Annotated in this window: 17 protein-coding genes; 9 read left to right on the top strand and 8 right to left on the bottom strand. The window is 62.4% G+C overall.

All coding sequences use genetic code 11. From position 1 onward, the window contains the following. Positions 1–154: 154 nt before the first annotated feature. From KUG85_RS18535 to KUG85_RS18525, 3 genes are read left to right on the top strand one after another with little or no spacing between them, the layout of a single operon-like run. Positions 155–1,033, top strand: coding sequence for a carbohydrate ABC transporter permease (locus tag KUG85_RS18535; RefSeq protein WP_223006507.1), 879 nt, complete (start codon positions 155–157; stop codon positions 1,031–1,033). Next, positions 1,030–1,908: a carbohydrate ABC transporter permease gene (locus KUG85_RS18530; RefSeq protein WP_223006506.1), complete on the top strand. Its 879-nt coding sequence runs from the start codon at positions 1,030–1,032 to the stop codon at positions 1,906–1,908. Before KUG85_RS18535 ends, KUG85_RS18530 begins: the two co-directional genes overlap by 4 nt. Positions 1,909–1,912: 4 nt before the next feature. After that, positions 1,913–3,028, top strand: coding sequence for an ABC transporter ATP-binding protein (locus KUG85_RS18525; protein WP_223006505.1), 1,116 nt, complete (start codon positions 1,913–1,915; stop codon positions 3,026–3,028). 250 nt (positions 3,029–3,278) lie between these two features. Here KUG85_RS18525 and KUG85_RS18520 read toward each other — a convergent pair whose 3' ends face one another. From KUG85_RS18520 to KUG85_RS18495, 6 genes are all read right to left on the bottom strand, one after another. Continuing rightward, entirely contained in the window at positions 3,279–4,100 is an 822-nt protein-coding gene (locus KUG85_RS18520) for a carbohydrate ABC transporter permease (RefSeq protein ID WP_007007306.1), read from the bottom strand. Continuing rightward, positions 4,100–4,966, bottom strand: a complete 867-nt coding sequence (locus KUG85_RS18515) for a carbohydrate ABC transporter permease (RefSeq protein WP_223006504.1) — start codon at positions 4,964–4,966, stop codon at positions 4,100–4,102. Before KUG85_RS18515 ends, KUG85_RS18520 begins: the two co-directional genes overlap by 1 nt. A gap of 172 nt (positions 4,967–5,138) precedes the next feature. Continuing rightward, positions 5,139–6,470, bottom strand: a complete 1,332-nt coding sequence (locus tag KUG85_RS18510; protein ID WP_223006503.1) for an extracellular solute-binding protein — start codon at positions 6,468–6,470, stop codon at positions 5,139–5,141. A 14-nt stretch (positions 6,471–6,484) separates the two neighbouring features. After that, complete coding sequence (locus tag KUG85_RS18505; RefSeq protein WP_223006502.1) at positions 6,485–7,354, bottom strand: ROK family protein; 870 nt, start codon at positions 7,352–7,354, stop codon at positions 6,485–6,487. Continuing rightward, entirely contained in the window at positions 7,351–8,034 is a 684-nt protein-coding gene (locus tag KUG85_RS18500; RefSeq protein WP_255606492.1) for an N-acetylmannosamine-6-phosphate 2-epimerase, read from the bottom strand. The genes KUG85_RS18505 and KUG85_RS18500 overlap by 4 nt, the downstream gene beginning before the upstream one ends. A gap of 72 nt (positions 8,035–8,106) precedes the next feature. Further along, entirely contained in the window at positions 8,107–8,856 is a 750-nt protein-coding gene (locus tag KUG85_RS18495) for a GntR family transcriptional regulator (protein ID WP_223006500.1), read from the bottom strand. 203 nt (positions 8,857–9,059) lie between these two features. Here KUG85_RS18495 and KUG85_RS18490 point away from each other — a divergent pair, with 203 nt between their 5' ends. From KUG85_RS18490 to KUG85_RS18475, 4 genes are all read left to right on the top strand, one after another. After that, positions 9,060–9,473 carry an MbcA/ParS/Xre antitoxin family protein gene (locus tag KUG85_RS18490; protein WP_223006499.1) on the top strand — a complete coding sequence of 138 codons (414 nt, stop codon included), beginning with the start codon at positions 9,060–9,062 and terminating at the stop codon, positions 9,471–9,473. Then, complete coding sequence (locus KUG85_RS18485) at positions 9,470–10,177, top strand: RES family NAD+ phosphorylase (RefSeq protein WP_223006498.1); 708 nt, start codon at positions 9,470–9,472, stop codon at positions 10,175–10,177. The genes KUG85_RS18490 and KUG85_RS18485 overlap by 4 nt, the downstream gene beginning before the upstream one ends. Positions 10,178–10,247: 70 nt before the next feature. Further along, positions 10,248–10,526 (top strand): hypothetical protein, encoded by a 279-nt coding sequence (locus tag KUG85_RS18480; RefSeq protein WP_210164483.1) that lies wholly within the window; start codon positions 10,248–10,250, stop codon positions 10,524–10,526. A gap of 14 nt (positions 10,527–10,540) precedes the next feature. Beyond that, on the top strand, positions 10,541–10,843 hold the full coding sequence (locus KUG85_RS18475; RefSeq protein WP_229450749.1) for a type II toxin-antitoxin system PemK/MazF family toxin: 303 nt from the start codon (positions 10,541–10,543) through the stop codon (positions 10,841–10,843). 12 nt (positions 10,844–10,855) lie between these two features. Here the strand turns inward: KUG85_RS18475 and KUG85_RS18470 are convergent, their stop codons facing one another. Then, the gene (locus KUG85_RS18470; protein ID WP_223006496.1) at positions 10,856–11,869 is read right to left on the bottom strand and encodes a 1-aminocyclopropane-1-carboxylate deaminase; all 1,014 of its coding nucleotides are present in this window, start codon (positions 11,867–11,869) and stop codon (positions 10,856–10,858) included. A 144-nt stretch (positions 11,870–12,013) separates the two neighbouring features. On the opposite strand from KUG85_RS18470, the gene KUG85_RS18465 reads away from it, so the two are divergent. After that, positions 12,014–12,493, top strand: coding sequence for an Lrp/AsnC family transcriptional regulator (locus KUG85_RS18465; RefSeq protein ID WP_223006495.1), 480 nt, complete (start codon positions 12,014–12,016; stop codon positions 12,491–12,493). Positions 12,494–12,515: 22 nt separating this feature from the next. Here KUG85_RS18465 and bla read toward each other — a convergent pair whose 3' ends face one another. Next, on the bottom strand, positions 12,516–13,400 hold the full coding sequence (bla, locus tag KUG85_RS18460; protein ID WP_223006494.1) for a class A beta-lactamase: 885 nt from the start codon (positions 13,398–13,400) through the stop codon (positions 12,516–12,518). Positions 13,401–13,567: 167 nt separating this feature from the next. Between bla and KUG85_RS18455 the strand changes: the two genes are divergently transcribed. Next, entirely contained in the window at positions 13,568–14,443 is an 876-nt protein-coding gene (locus KUG85_RS18455) for a LysR family transcriptional regulator (protein ID WP_223006493.1), read from the top strand. Position 14,444 lies beyond the last annotated feature (1 nt).

Genomic DNA, 14,444 nt, shown 5'->3' with positions numbered 1-14,444 from the left:
GGGGAGATTGGCTGACATAGCCGCCGGGCCTCCATGCCAGCCGATGGGATCAGCGAAAACGGCCCCACCGCGTGATCTCCCCCTTGAGGGGGAGATGCCTGGCAAGGCAGAGGGGGGTGCAACCACCCCACACCGTTGAACACGGAAAACCAGAATGAACCGTAATCGCCTGCAGGAGATCATCCCGCGCCTGGTGCTCAGCCCGAGCATGGCGCTGATCCTGATCTTCGTCTACGCCTTCATCCTTTATACCTTCTACCTGTCGATGACGGATTCGCGCATGCTGCCGTCCTACGGGTTTGTCGGGTTCGAGAATTACGCAAAACTGTGGGATCTGCGTCACTGGTGGCGGGCGCTCACCAATCTGGCGATCTTCGGTTCGCTCTACATCATCATCTGTTCCGTACTGGGGCTCTTTCTGGCGATCCTGCTCGACCAGAAAATCCGTGGCGAAGGGTTCTTACGCCCCATTTATCTCTATCCAATGGCGCTCTCCTTCATCGTCACCGGCACGGCGTGGAAATGGTTTCTCGATCCCGGCATCGGGCTTGAAAACACCATGCATCAATGGGGCTGGGCGAGTTTCGAATTCGCCTGGATCAAGGACCGCACGCTGGCGATCTACACGGTGGTCATCGCCGCCGTCTGGCAGTCGTCCGGCTTTGTCATGGCCATGTTTCTGGCGGGCCTTCGCGGCGTCGACAGCGAGATCATCAAGGCTGCGCAGATGGATGGCGCTTCCAGTGTCACCATCTATCGCCGCATCATCATTCCCATGATGCGCCCTGTCTTCCTGTCGGCCTTCGTGGTGCTCGCGCATCTGGCGATCAAGTCCTACGACCTCGTCATCGCGCTCACCGGCGGCGGCCCCGGTCAGGCCACCGAACTGCCGGCCACCTTCATGTATTCCTACACCTTTACCCGCAACCAGATGGGCATCGGCGCCTCGTCGGCCATCATCATGCTGGTGATGATCTTCTCGATCATCGTTCCCTATCTCTATTCCGAGCTGAAGCCGGGGAGGCAGAGATGAGCGCTGAGAAAACCGCAGGCACCAGCGGCGACAGGCTTGCCCGCGCCGCAATCTATTCCGTCCTCATCGTCTTTGCGGTCTATTATCTCCTGCCGCTCTACGTGATGCTGGTCAATTCGGTGAAGCCGCTCGACGAGATCCGCCAGGGCAACATGCTCGCCCTGCCCGATGTCTTCACCTTCGAGCCATGGGCCAAGGCATGGTCGAGCGCGCAGGTGGGTGTGCAGCCGACGGGTCTGAAACCTTATTTCTTCAACTCCATCCTCATGGTGGTGCCCGCCGTGGCCATCTCCACCATTTTAGGCGCGCTCAATGGCTATGTGCTCACCAAATGGCGTTTCAGGGGCGATGACCTCGTCTTCGGGCTCATTCTTCTGTCCTGTTTCATCCCCTTCCAGATCGCGCTCATTCCAGCCGCGCGCATCTTGGGGCTTCTGGGCATTGCCGGCACGACACAGGGGCTGGTCCTGATCCACGTGGTCTATGGCCTCGGTTTCACCACGCTCTTCTTCCGCAACTACTATGCGGCCTTCCCCACGGAGCTGATCCGCGCGGCGCAGATCGACGGCGCGGGCTTCTTCCAGATTTTCCGGCGCATTCTCCTGCCCTCCTCCGCGCCCATCATCGTGGTCACGGTCATTTGGCAGTTCACCAATATCTGGAACGACTTCCTGTTCGGTGTCTCCTTCGGTGATTTCGATTCCCAGCCGATGACGGTGGCGCTCAACAATCTCGTGTCTTCGTCGGGCGGCGTGAAGGAATACAATGTCCATTTCGCCGGCGCGATCCTCGCCGCCCTGCCCACCCTGATCGTCTACATCGTCTCCGGACGCTATTTCGTGCGCGGCCTCATGGCCGGCGCCGTCAAAGGATAAGCCCATGGCCTTTCTCAAGATCGACAACCTCAGAAAATCCTTCGGCAAGGTGGATGTGCTGAAGGGCATCGACCTCGAAATCGAAGAGGGCGGTTTCCTGGTGCTCGTCGGCCCGTCCGGCTGCGGCAAGTCTACTCTGCTCAACACCATTGCCGGGCTTGAAGCCATCACCAGTGGCTCGATCAGCATCAATGGCAAAGTGGTGAACGATCTGCACCCCTCGCAGCGCGACATTGCCATGGTGTTCCAGTCCTATGCGCTCTACCCCAACATGACCGTGGCCGAGAATATCGGCTTCGGCATGGAGATCCGCGGCATTGCAAAAGCGGAGCGCGACGCGGCGATTGCGAAAGTAGCCGAAACGCTGCAGATCGGCGCACTGCTCAACCGCAAGCCGAGCCAGCTTTCCGGCGGACAGCGCCAGCGTGTCGCCATGGGCCGGGCGCTCGTGCGCGATCCGATGGTGTTCCTGTTCGACGAGCCGCTCTCCAATCTCGATGCCAAGCTGCGCGTCGACATGCGCACCGAGATCAAGCGCCTGCATCAGCGCATGGGCACCACCATCGTCTATGTCACGCACGACCAGATCGAGGCGATGACGCTGGCCACCAAGATCGCCGTTCTGAAGGACGGCGTTCTCCAGCAGTTCGGCACCCCGGCGGAGATCTACAACCGGCCCAACAATCTCTTCGTGGCCGATTTCATGGGCTCGCCTTCCATGAACCTCATCCCGGCGAAGGTGAAAGCCGATGGCAGCGATGTCGCCATCGTCATGGAGCGCGAGGATGGCGCGCCGCTCACCCTGCCCATGGCAGGCGCCAATGGCGCGCTTGCAGGCCGCGACGGCAAGGAGGTGGTCTTCGGCATCCGGCCTGAAGCGCTGACGGACCCCGACAGCGCCGACCGCAATGCCAGCCGCATCAGCGAGCTCGACTGCGAGATCGAGGTAATCGAGCCCGCCGGTTCCGACACATTCGCGGTGACCCGGCTCGGCGGGCGCGAGATCGTCGCCCGCCTGCGCGCCGATGCGCCCATCTCCGCCGGCCAGACCGCCCGCCTCGCCTTCAATCTCGACAAGGCGGTGCTGTTCGATCCGCAGACGCAAGAGCGGATCGGGTGATCTGGTGAAGCGGGGTCGCGCGAACCAGCGTTGTGCGTGGTTCGACAGGCTCACCATGAGGGAGGTCGGAGCCTGATGTAGGTTTTGCTCAGAGGCGTTCCGGTGATGCCCCTTGTCCGGGTGCTTATTTCGGTTCTCGTTCTGGCTCTGGACCTGCAGCCACAGACACCCCTCATGGTGAGCCTGTCGAACCACGCACCACACCAATGCAGTTGTTCCTGTCAGCTACACTCCCGGAACGGCAATCGCGCTACCCCTTCACCGCCCCGGCCATCATCGTGCCGCTGATCTTGCGATACATGACGAGCCCGAGCAGCATGGGCGGCAGGGCGCCGACCATCATCACCGCCGCCGCCACGCCCCATTGAACGCCGCCACCCGAAGCCGCAAAAAAGAACGATGCGCCGACCGTCACCGGAACCGCCTTCGAGGTGGTGAGCATCAGGCCGAACAGGAATTCGTTCCATGCGGTGATGAAACCGAAGATCATGCTCGTCACAAGGGCCGGCCGGCAGACCGGGCCGACGATCTTGAAGAGAATACCCGTGCGGCTCACCCCGTCGATCATCGCCGCCTCGTCCAGCTCGAACGGCACGTCCGAGATGGCGTTGACGAGGATGATCAGCACCAGCGGAATGTTGACGATGGTCATCACCAGCCCGAGGCCCAGCCGTGTGTCGAGCAGGCCCATGAACTGGAACATCATGTAGATGGGTATGGCGAAGATGACGAGCGGCACGGCGCGCAGATTCACGATCAGCGGCAGGAGCGTCTTTTCGCCGAACCGCCCGCGCACGATCGCATAGGCCGCCGGCAGCGCCAGAGCCACGGCCAGAAGCGTGCCCATCGCCGCCACGGCAAAGCTGTTGGCAAGGTATAGGAAAATATTCAGGCGATCGGAGACCGTCAGCACGGTTGCGTAGTTTTCCAGCGTCGGCGCGTTGATCCAGAGGCCCGGATTGGTGGAGATTTCGCGTGCGCTCTTGAACGAGGTCACAAGCGTGACGATGAGCGGAAAGTTCATCGCAAAGGCGGCAAGGGCAAACACGGCCCAGCGGATCGCGTTGAGCATCATCGTCTCCTGCGCCTTGCAAGGCGGTTCAGGCCGTAAAGCACGGCAAAGGACGCGGCGAACAGGATCACCGATGCCGCCACCGCCTTGCCGATGGCCGCCTGTTTGAAGAAGGCTTCATAGATGTAGATGGAGAGCGACGTGGTGGAGCCCCCTGCCCCGCTGCCGGTCAGCACATAGACATTGTCGAACACGCGGAACCCGTCGATGAAGCGGATCAGAAGCGCCGCCGCCAGTGTCGGCAGCATCAAGGGCAGTTCGATGCGCCAGAAGCGGGCGAACCCCGTCGCGCCGTCGATCGAGGCGGCCTCCCGCAGCTCTTCGGGGATTGCCTGATAGGCCATGTGAAAAAGCAGGAAGGCAAATGGCGTCCATTGCAGTGTCTCCACCACAATCAGCGTCCAGAAGGCGGAGGTCGGTCCGAGAAACGCCGGGCTGTTGCCAAACCACGCCCAGAGATAATGCGGCACCGGCCCGGCGAATTCATGCAGGACGAGGCGATACATCAGCCCCATGAGCGCCGGCGCCACCATCAGCGGCAGCATGAGAATGGCAATCGGCCAGCTGCGCTCCTTGAAAAGGGGTGCAAGGAAGACGGCAAGCCCGAGCCCGATCAGACATTCGAGAATGGCCGTCAGCAGACCGAAGCGCAGCGAAAACCAGTTGGCGCGCCAGAAACCGCTGTCCGTCAAAACGGCGGCAAAATTGCCGAAACCGGAAATCTCGGGGCTCCGCAGCGTCTCGAAGCTTATGTCGGAGACGGAGTAGATCAGGTTCACGATGGCCGGAAAGCCGAGACACACCAGCAGAAACGCCATCAGCGGCGTCGCAAGCAGCGTCCATTCGAGGCGATGGGTCGTTTCCATTGGGTTTCTTGGTCTGGTTTCCGGATCGGTTTAGCGGTTGGCGCTGGCCCCTCATCCGCCTGCCGGCACCTTCTCCCCGCATACGGGGAGAAGGAAGAAGCGGCGACGTCTATGTCCCCTTCTCCCCGCGAGCGGGGAGAAGGTGAGGATGAGGGGCGAGCGCCAGCCAGTGCTACTTCAGCAAGTCCGCCATGCCCTTCTCGACATTGGCAAGTGCGGTGTCGAGATCCTGCTGGCCCGACCAGTAGCCGGTGAACTCCTTCGCCTGCAATTCGTAGATCGCGAGCGCGTTGGCCGATGCGCCACCATTCATGACATAGCCATAGGCACCGGCATATTCGCCAAGCTGCACCAGATCGGGTCGCTCTTCCGCAACCGCCGAAACCGCGTCCGCCGAAAGCGCCGGCGCTCCGCCCGCACGGGCATAGATGAGGGCCGCCTCCTCGGTCGAGAGCCATTTCAGGAAAGCCTTCGCGCCTTCCTTGTTTTCGGCACTCTTGTTGAGGCCAAGCCCCAGACCGTGAATATGCGTGGCGCGGGCTTCCGGACCAGCCGGCGGCGCAATCGTCGCCGTCACTTCACCCACGGCGGGAGATTTTTCCGCATTGGTCAGGTCGGCTGCCGCCGCATTCCACTGCACCATGGCCGCCACCTGGCCCGCCGCGTAGGCGGCATTCGCCTCGGCAAATTCGTAGGAAAGGGAATCGCGCGGCGTCGCACCGGCATCATAGAGCTTCTTGTAGAGCTCCAGCCCCTTGCGGAATGCCTCCGAAGCGACCGTGATCTTGCCATCGGCATCCATCCAGTCGCCGCCATAAGAGCGCGCGGTGGACTGCCACACCATGATGTTGAAGAGCAGGTTCTTCATCTGCAGCACCGTACCATAGCGCGTCGGGCTGTCCGGGTTCACCGCCTTGGTGAAATAGAGCGCGGTCGCCGCATAGTCGTCCCAGGTCCATTCATCCGGGTTCTTCGGCTCCATCGCCGTGCCCAGATGCTCCTCGCTGATTTCCGCATAGCGCGCCCTGGCCTCGTCGTCGCTCATCAGCGCGTCGATCAGGTCCTTGCGGTAATACATGAAGTGCAGCGAAAGGTCGGTCGGCACGCCATACTGCTTGCCGTCGAACTGCATGGTCGAAAGCACCGCATCGCCATAAAGCGCCTGCGCCTCGTCCGAAAGCTCCACCGGCTCCATGAAGGGCGCGTAGCGGCCGATGGAATAGGTGGCGAGCAGGTTGAGATCGAATGCGTCCGAGCCGGCGGCGAGGTCCGCCTGCAACTTGTCCCAGAAGCCGTCACGGTTGAAGAACAGAAGCTCGACCCTGTTCTCTTCGCTCACATCGTCCTTGGCGTTATAGGCGTCGGCTGCAGCCCGCAGCGCCGTTTCTTCCGGGCCGCCCGGCCAGCCGAGCACGGTCACTTCCGCATTGGCCGCACCGGCATAAAGGCCGGCGGCGAAAACGCTGCCCAGAAGGGCGGCGGCAAATCGTGCAACAGGTTTCATTGTCATTCTCCCATTTATTGGTTTGTCTGGTTTTGGGTCTTGGTTTCACGTGCCAGGTCGGCGATCCCCACCACGCCGGCCTTGTCGCCGAGCCTCGCCGGCACAAGCCGGGGCCTCAGCCTTTCGGGCACATCGTCAAGATGCGCCTCGATGCGCGCCCGGTAGCCCGGCGCCAGCCCGATGCCACCGCCGATCACGATGCGCGCCGGGTCGAAGGTCAGTTGAATGTTGCGGCACAGAATGGCCGCGCGCCGCGCCGAAAGATCGAGAATGGCATCGGCCCAGCCCTCGCCTTTCTCCGCTGCCGCGAAAACCTCGCGCGCACTCGCGCCCGGCTGATGCACTGCCGCCTCGGCGGCGATGAAATTGCCCGAGACACGATCTTCAAGCGCGCCATCGAAATCCTGCCCCTGCGTGAGGCCGAAATGGCCGGCGAGCCCGGTCAGCAGCTTGCCGTCCAAAACCACACCGCCACCAATGCCGGTGGAGACCGTCAGGAAAACCAGATCGCCCTCCCCGTCACCATAGCGATATTCGCCCCATGCGGCGGCCTGCGCATCATTGGCGGCGATGGCCGGTTTTCCCGTAAGGCCGGTCACCGTCTGCAGCAGCGGAAACCGGTCGGGAATGTCGAGCGTCCTGCGGTTGAGCGGCGACCAGAGCCCGTCATCGACAATGCCCGTCACCGCCACGCCAACGCATTCGTAGTTTCCCTGCCAGTGCGCGATTTCGGCAAACAGCGCCTCCAGCCATTCGGCAGGGCCGCCGTCTCCTTTCGGCGTTGGCATGGTGATGCTGTCGGCGACGGTCTCGCCGCGCACCAGGGCGGCGAGCATTTTCGTGCCGCCGATATCGAGCGCCAGAACCGTTTTCTCCCCGCTCATGCGTGCGCTCCCACCGCCTCGTCCATGTCTGCACGGAACCATGAGGTCACATGCTCAGGCCGCGTGATCGCCGAACCGACCACCACCAGCCGCGCGCCTGCCTTGAGTGCCGCACGCGCATGGTGCGGCTGGCGGATGCAGCCCTCCGCCACCACATAGGGCGTCAGCGCGCGCATGGCGCGGATCAGATCGAGATCGGGTTCCGTCGGCTCCGGCCCGCCCGTATAGCCCGAAAGCGTGGAGCCCACCATTTCGGCTCCTTCATCCAGAGCCTGCCGGGCATCGGAAATGACGGAGCAGTCGGCCATGGCAATCTTTCCCGCCGCGTGAATGCGCCGAACCAGCTCATTCGTCGGCACCGGCCGCGCGCGCTGTGTCGCGTCATAGGCGATGACATCCGCCCCCGCCGCCGCCAGCGCCTCCACATCCTCGATCCACGGCGTGATCCGCACAGGCGAGGCGTCGAGGTCCCGTTTCACGAGCCCGATAATGGGCGCGTCGGTCGCCGCCCGCACGGCCTTCACATAAGGGGCGGACTCGATCCGCAGCCCCTGCGCGCCACCGGCAAGGGCGGCCAGCGCGAAAGCGACGACGATCGGTGCCGTGTCCATCGGCCCACCGGTCACCGGCTGGCAGGAAACGATCAGGCCGTTGTCGAGCGACTGAATGCTGTTTGCCACGCTTGTTCCCCCGTTTGAAGAGGGCATCATAGGCAGATCAAATACCAGAGTACAACCAGTTTTAAACTGGTATTATCGGTGCAGCTCGATCACGAAATCATAGACGTCGCCGCGATATTTGGTCTGGGTAAACTCCACGATCTGCCCGTCTTCCAGGAAGCAGCGCCGCTCCACCACCAGAAGGCTGGTGTCCGCAGGCGCTTGGAGCAGGCGCGCCTCTTCCGGCGTGATCGGGGTCGATTGCATGCGCTGCACCGCGCGCACCGGCATGGCTCCGCGCGCCTCCAGCGCCTGATAAAGCGATGCGCCCACCGCTGCGGGTTTGGGCAGAAACCGCACGGGCAGTGCCGCCGTCTCGATGGCGATGGGCATGTCGTCGGCGGTGCGGATGCGCTTCAGGCGCGCGATCTGGTCGCCGCCCGAAATGCCCAGCGCCATCATCTCGGCAGGAGAAGGGCGCGCGGTTTCCTTGGAAATCCAGATACAGCCGGGCTCCAGCCCGCGCGAGCGCATGTCTTCGGAAAAGCTGGTCATGGTGGAAAGCGATTTTTCCAGCCGTGAGGAAACCACCGTCTTCGCGCCGTGCCGCCGGTGCAAAAGCCCCTCCCGTTCCAGGTCCTCGATGGCGCGGCGTATGGTGACGCGCGACATGGAAAGGGCAGCGCACAGCGTCCGCTCGCTGGGGATCACCGCTCCCCGTTTCAGCCGCGAGGAATGAATGGCTTCCGCCAGCGCCATCTCGACCCTTCGATAGAGCGGTTCGGCGCTGTTGCCACGCGCGATGTGCCCACGCATGAAATCGAGAAGTGCCGCTTCTTCCATCTGGGGTTCCTCTGGTCTGTCCTTGCCTGTCCATCATGGCAGATTTTTCACAGGTTTTGAACTGGTATTATTTTTTCGCTCATCTGGTGCCGTCATCCCACCGGGTGCATGAGGCCCATGCGGTCCATGTGGTGGGCCTGTTTTCATCAGAAAAGTTGCCAAATGGCATTATCTATATTATTTAATGCCAAAAGGATTTGAGCATGGCGCAATTACAACCGGTCGATACCCGAAGTCAGGAATTCCGCCCCGCACCGATCACGGATGACGAGGCAGCGGCGATGTTTCGCGCCATTGTCAATCTCTTCCGGCTGTGGGACATCACCGACGAACAAGCGGCCATCCTGCTCGATCTGCCATTGCGCACCTATCGGCGCTGGAAGGCGGAGGGGCCTGGACGCATCGACCGCGATGGCCGGGCGCGGCTTTCAAACCTGATGGGCATCCACAAGGCGCTGCGTCTCATCTTCCGCGAGCCCCAGCGCGCTTATCGCTGGATCTCCCGACCCAATGAAGCGTTCGACGGCCACACCGCACTCGACATCATGCTGGGCGGCGAACTCACCGATCTGATGCGCGTGCGCCGCTATCTCGATGCCGAGCGGGGTGGCTGGTGACCGGCAGTGACACGCCGCCCCTCGCCTCCATCGACTGGCGCGGCGCGGTGCGCATCATCCGCAGCATCTATCCCCCGATCGATCTTTTCGAGGATATTGCCGATCCGGCCGACTGGCCTCTGCTCATTTCCGCCGAGCAGAAGACCAATCCGCGCATCATGGAAACCATCGGCAAGCTCGATCTCGTGCCGCCTGCGCGGCGCGTGTCGGGGCCGGGTGCCTCCTTTCTGATGGCGCCCTTCACCCATGTCAGTCCGGATCGCCCGAGCCGCTTCAGCGATGGACGTTTTGGCGTCCTCTATGTGGCGGCCTCTTTCGAGACCGCGCTGTTCGAGACCATCCACCACCATGCCCGCTTCATGGCGGCAACGGGCGAGCCCGCCGGCTGGACCTCCCAGTTCCGCGAGATCGTGCTCGACGTGAAGGCAAAGCTCCACGATCTGCGTGGAGGCGGTTTTGATGCAGCACTCGCCCCTGACAACTATGCCGAGGCGCAGGCGCTTGCCCTTGCTCTGCGCGAAGCCGGCTCCGAAGGCATAGCCTACCCAAGCGTGCGCCATCCGGGCGGCGAATGTGTCGGCCTCTTTTATCCCGACAGCGCGGCCAACCCCGTGCAGGGCCGTCACATCGACTATCACTGGAATGGCGAGCGTGTGGATTTCTACCGCGATGCCGGCAGCGGCGCGGTGTTCAGGATCGTTTGAAAAGTACGCAAAAATGTCTTACATCTTGCAAGATCAAATGTCCTGACCCTAGCGACGTGCCATGCCGCGAATGCAAAACCAGAAAGAAGAGTCGATCACCTTCCGCATTGATGGTGAGACGAAGAATGCGCTTGCGCGTCTTGCCAGAAAAGACCGGAAATCTCTCGGTGCGCTGATGCGCGGTCTCGCTCTTGAGAAGATCGAACAGGACAGGCGCCGCCGGTTTGAGGAGGAGGCCGCGCGGCAGGCACGTGAAGCCGCCGCTGCCAGCCGGGTCTCGTCCGACGAGGCGGCGGTCATGCGTGAGCTGGAAGACGATCTATCTTCCTTTGGTGACGAATGGAAATAAGGCGCGGGGATCTGGTGACCATCCCTGTCGCCGGCGATTATGGCAAGCCGCGCCCCGCGCTTGTCGTGCAGGACGATGCCTTTGCCGAATTGCCGTCTGTGGTGGTTTTGCGGATCACCAGCGATGTGCATGAATGGCCGCTTTTCCGCATCACCGTCGCGCCCTCGCAGGAAAACGGCCTCAGGGCCGTCTCGCAGATCATGGTCGACAAGCCCGCGGCCGTGCCGGTGGCGAAGCTCGGACGCCGCATAGGCCATATCGAGACACCATTGCTGGCGGAGGTGGATCAGGCGCTTGCGCGTTTTCTGGGGGTATAATCCCCTCTCCCCTCACCCGTTGCGAAAGGCATAGCTGTAGCCGTTGATGGCCGGCACGCCACCGAGATGCGCGTAGAGCACTTTCGAACCTTCGGGAAAAAATCCCTTCTTCACCAGGTCGATCATGCCCTGCATGGATTTGCCCTCATAAACCGGGTCGGTCATCATGCCTTCAAGCCGCGCGCACAGCCGGATTGCGTCCTTCGTCTCTTCCGAGGGGACGCCATAGGCGGGGTAGGCGTAATCCTCGATCAGCACCAGATCGTCATCGGCAATCTCGCGGCCAAGTTCCACCAGCTTCGCCGTGTTGCGCGCGATCTCCAGCACCTGCGCGCGGGTCTGGTCCGGTGTGCCGGACGCATCGATGCCGATCACCTTGCGCGCACGGCCATCGGCGGCAAACCCGACCAGCATGCCGGCATGGGTGGAGCCCGTCACGGTGCAGACGACGATATAGTCGAAGGTGAAGCCGAGCTCTTTCTCCTGCGCGCGCACCTCTTCGGCAAAACCCACATAGCCGAGGCCGCCATATTTATGCACCGAGGCGCCGGCGGGGATCGCATAGGGCTTTCCGCCTTTCGCTTCCACGTCTTTCAGCGCGTTTTCCCAGCTCTCGCGGATGCCGATGTCGAACCCTTCGTCCACCATTTCAACATCCGCACCCATCACGCGGCTTAAGAGAATATTGCCGACCCGGTCGTAGACGGCATCTTCATGCGGCACCCAGCTTTCCTGCACCAGCCGGCACTTGAAGCCGATCTTCGCCGCCGTCGCTGCAACCATGCGGGTGTGGTTCGATTGCACGCCGCCGATGGAAACCAGCGTGTCGGCACCTGAAGCAATCGCATCGGGCACGATATATTCCAGCTTGCGCAGCTTGTTGCCGCCGAAGGCGAGGCCGGAATTGCAGTCCTCCCGCTTGGCATAGAGCGAAACCCCGCCGCCCAGATGCGCGGAAAGGCGCTCCAGCTTCTCGATGGGCGTGGGGCCGAAAGTGAGCGGATAGCGTTCGAATTTCTCCAGCATGGCAGGCCTTTCGATGATGTCTGATCTGAGGCGAGCCTAGCCGAGAAATTGCGGAATGTGCTTTCAGATTTAAGCGTCAGATTGCTTATGAAGTGCAGACATGACCTAATAGCTGACTCACTTTCTAAATCGATAGGATTTTGAATGGAAGAATCTTCCACCGAGAGCAATCTTGACCGCACCGACATGCGTATTCTCAGGCATCTGCAGCGCGATGGCCGGCTGAGCAATGCCGATCTGGCAAAGCTTGTCGGCGTCAGTGCCGCCACCTGCCACCGCCGCACCGAGCGGCTTTTCAGGGAGGGCTATGTGCGCGGCGTTCATGCGGCGGTCGCACCAAAGCATGTCGGGCGCGGGGCTCTGGTCATGGTCGGTGTGGTTCTCGACCGTTCCACGCCGGAGAGCTTTTCCGCCTTCGAAGCGGCGATCCGCAAGCTGTCCTTCATTCTCGATTGCCATCTGGTGGCCGGCGATTTCGACTATTTTCTCAAGATCCGGGTGCGCGACATGGCCGATTTCAACCGGCTGCACGGCAGCCAGCTGATCGCCCTGCCCGGCGTGCGCCAGACGCGCACCTTCTTCGTCATGAAGGAGGTGGTGGACGGCGCTGCACTCGATTTCTGAGCGCCGCCCATCCATACCGTTCTTATCGGCTTTTCAGCACGTCCACGATGGCTGCACTGACATCCTTCAGCGCCCCATTGCGCGTTTCAAAATCCACATCCGTGTCGGAAATGAAGATCGAGACGAGGAAGGGTGCGCGGCCGGGCGGCGTCACCATGGCCACCAGATTGCGCGTGTGGCTTCCCGCGCCGGACTTGTCGGAGATCGCCCAGTCTTTCGGCAGGGAGGCGCGCATCAGGGCGCCGGTCACGCCGCCATGGCTCATCCATTCGATGAGTTGCGTGCGCGAGGCGGGTTTCAGCACATCGCCCAGAAGCAGGGCATGCCAGGTTTCGGTCACGGCTGCCGGCGTTGTCGTGTCGCGCGGGTCACCGGGCGCAAAGGCGTTGAGCTTCGGCTCCAGCCGGTCGAGGCGGCTGACGGGATCGCCGATATCGCGCAGAAACGCGGTGACCGCCTTCGGTCCGCCCAGCCGGCCGATCAGGAGGTTCGCGGCCACATTGTCGCTCATGTCCAGTGTGGCAAGGCAAAGATCTGCGATCGACATGGCCTTGCCCACATGCTTCTGCGTCACCGGCGAATAGGAAACGATATCGAACTGGCGAATGGGCAGGGCGTCTTCGAGAGCGAGCGCCCCGGCATCAGCCTTCGCAAGCACGCCGCCGCAAATCAGCGCCTTCACCGTGCTGTTCATCAGAAAACGTTCTTCCGCGCGGTGGCTCCAGCGCCAGTCCGAACCGGTGTCGCGGATCACGATGCCCACCCGTGCGCCGAGCGTGCTTTCAATTCGCTCGACTGTCTGGGAGAGCGTCGCAGCGCCCTCTTCTGCGCTGGCGGGGCCGAAAAGCGACAGGCCGAGCGCGAGCCCTGCCGCGAAGCGCGACAGAACAGATGTCAGTTTACGCATGTCTTGTTCCTTGTTCATGCCGGCTGGCGTTTGCCTGTCAGCCGGCGGAGGAGCCCCGCAATGCCCTTGCATGACATCAGTCAATGTCATGACAACCCTATATTTCGGCTTGCGTTCGCGCCGCAAACGACAAATGATCAGGGGTATCATTAGATAAAGTAATATCAATGGACAGAGCCGATATTCCGCTCAATGCGCTGCGCGTGTTCGAGGTCGCCATGCGGCAGGGCAGTTTCACCAGGGCGGCGGAGGAGCTGCGGGTGACGCAGGCCGCCGTCAGCCACCAGATCGCCCGGCTGGAGGACCGTCTCGGCGTCGCCCTGTTCCTGCGGGCGTCCGGCGGGCTAGTGCCGACCGATGAGGGGCGGCTCCTCTATCCCGTGCTGGAACACGGGCTCGACGGCATTGCCCGCACGCTGTCCCGCATCACCGGGCGGCGCGATGTGGAGCTCCTGAAGATCGGCGTGAACACCACCTTCGCGCTCGGCTGGCTGTTGCCCAGGCTTGCCGCCTTCGAGAACGCCCATCCGGAGGTCGACCTGCGCATCTCCACAAACAACAACCGCGTCGACATTCTGCGTGAAGGGCTCGACATGGCGATCCGCTTCGGCAATGGCAGCTGGACCGGAAACGATGCGGTCCCGCTTGTCGCAGCACCCTTGGCGCCGCTTTGCGCGCCGTCCCTCGCGCTGCGTCTATCGGAGCCTGCGGATCTGGCCCAGATGGTTCTCCTGAGGAGCTATCGCAGTGCTGAATGGCCCGGCTGGTTCGAGGCGGCCGGTGCGCCCTGCCCGCCCGTAACCGGCCCGGTTCTGGATTCCTCCATCGCCCTGGCGCAGCTTGCCGCTGAGGGCGCGGGCGTCGCGCTTCTGCCGGTTGCCATGTTTGCGCGTCAGGTCGCCGAGGGACGGTTGACCCAGCCCTTCGGCACCACGGTGTCTGCCGGCCGCTATTACCTCACCTGGCACTCGGACCGGCCACAGACGAACGGGATGGCGCGCTTCCGGCAATGGGTCATTAGCGAGTGCGCGCGCGCCACCTGAA

The sequence above is a fragment of the Nitratireductor rhodophyticola genome, assembly GCF_019891355.1.
In the GTDB taxonomy this organism is placed as follows: Bacteria; Pseudomonadota; Alphaproteobacteria; order Rhizobiales; family Rhizobiaceae; genus Nitratireductor; species Nitratireductor rhodophyticola.
The sequence above is the reverse complement of the archived record's forward strand: the minus strand, read 5'-3'. Positions and strand labels throughout refer to the sequence as shown.

Bases quoted from the DNA above. Each gene is read 5' to 3' on its own strand.
- KUG85_RS18515 (WP_223006504.1), bottom strand. From the start codon at position 4,966: ATGGAAACGACCCATCGCCTCGAATGGACGCTGCTTGCGACGCCGCTG.
- bla (WP_223006494.1), bottom strand. From the start codon at position 13,400: ATGCGTAAACTGACATCTGTTCTGTCGCGCTTCGCGGCAGGGCTCGCG.
- KUG85_RS18505 (WP_223006502.1), bottom strand. From the start codon at position 7,354: ATGAGCGGGGAGAAAACGGTTCTGGCGCTCGATATCGGCGGCACGAAA.
- KUG85_RS18510 (WP_223006503.1), bottom strand. From the start codon at position 6,470: ATGAAACCTGTTGCACGATTTGCCGCCGCCCTTCTGGGCAGCGTTTTC.
- KUG85_RS18520 (WP_007007306.1), bottom strand. From the start codon at position 4,100: ATGCTCAACGCGATCCGCTGGGCCGTGTTTGCCCTTGCCGCCTTTGCG.
- KUG85_RS18495 (WP_223006500.1), bottom strand. From the start codon at position 8,856: ATGGAAGAAGCGGCACTTCTCGATTTCATGCGTGGGCACATCGCGCGT.
- KUG85_RS18470 (WP_223006496.1), bottom strand. From the start codon at position 11,869: ATGCTGGAGAAATTCGAACGCTATCCGCTCACTTTCGGCCCCACGCCC.
- KUG85_RS18455 (WP_223006493.1), top strand. From the start codon at position 13,568: ATGGACAGAGCCGATATTCCGCTCAATGCGCTGCGCGTGTTCGAGGTC.
- KUG85_RS18465 (WP_223006495.1), top strand. From the start codon at position 12,014: ATGGAAGAATCTTCCACCGAGAGCAATCTTGACCGCACCGACATGCGT.
- KUG85_RS18530 (WP_223006506.1), top strand. From the start codon at position 1,030: ATGAGCGCTGAGAAAACCGCAGGCACCAGCGGCGACAGGCTTGCCCGC.
- KUG85_RS18490 (WP_223006499.1), top strand. From the start codon at position 9,060: ATGGCGCAATTACAACCGGTCGATACCCGAAGTCAGGAATTCCGCCCC.
- KUG85_RS18535 (WP_223006507.1), top strand. From the start codon at position 155: ATGAACCGTAATCGCCTGCAGGAGATCATCCCGCGCCTGGTGCTCAGC.
- KUG85_RS18525 (WP_223006505.1), top strand. From the start codon at position 1,913: ATGGCCTTTCTCAAGATCGACAACCTCAGAAAATCCTTCGGCAAGGTG.
- KUG85_RS18480 (WP_210164483.1), top strand. From the start codon at position 10,248: ATGCAAAACCAGAAAGAAGAGTCGATCACCTTCCGCATTGATGGTGAG.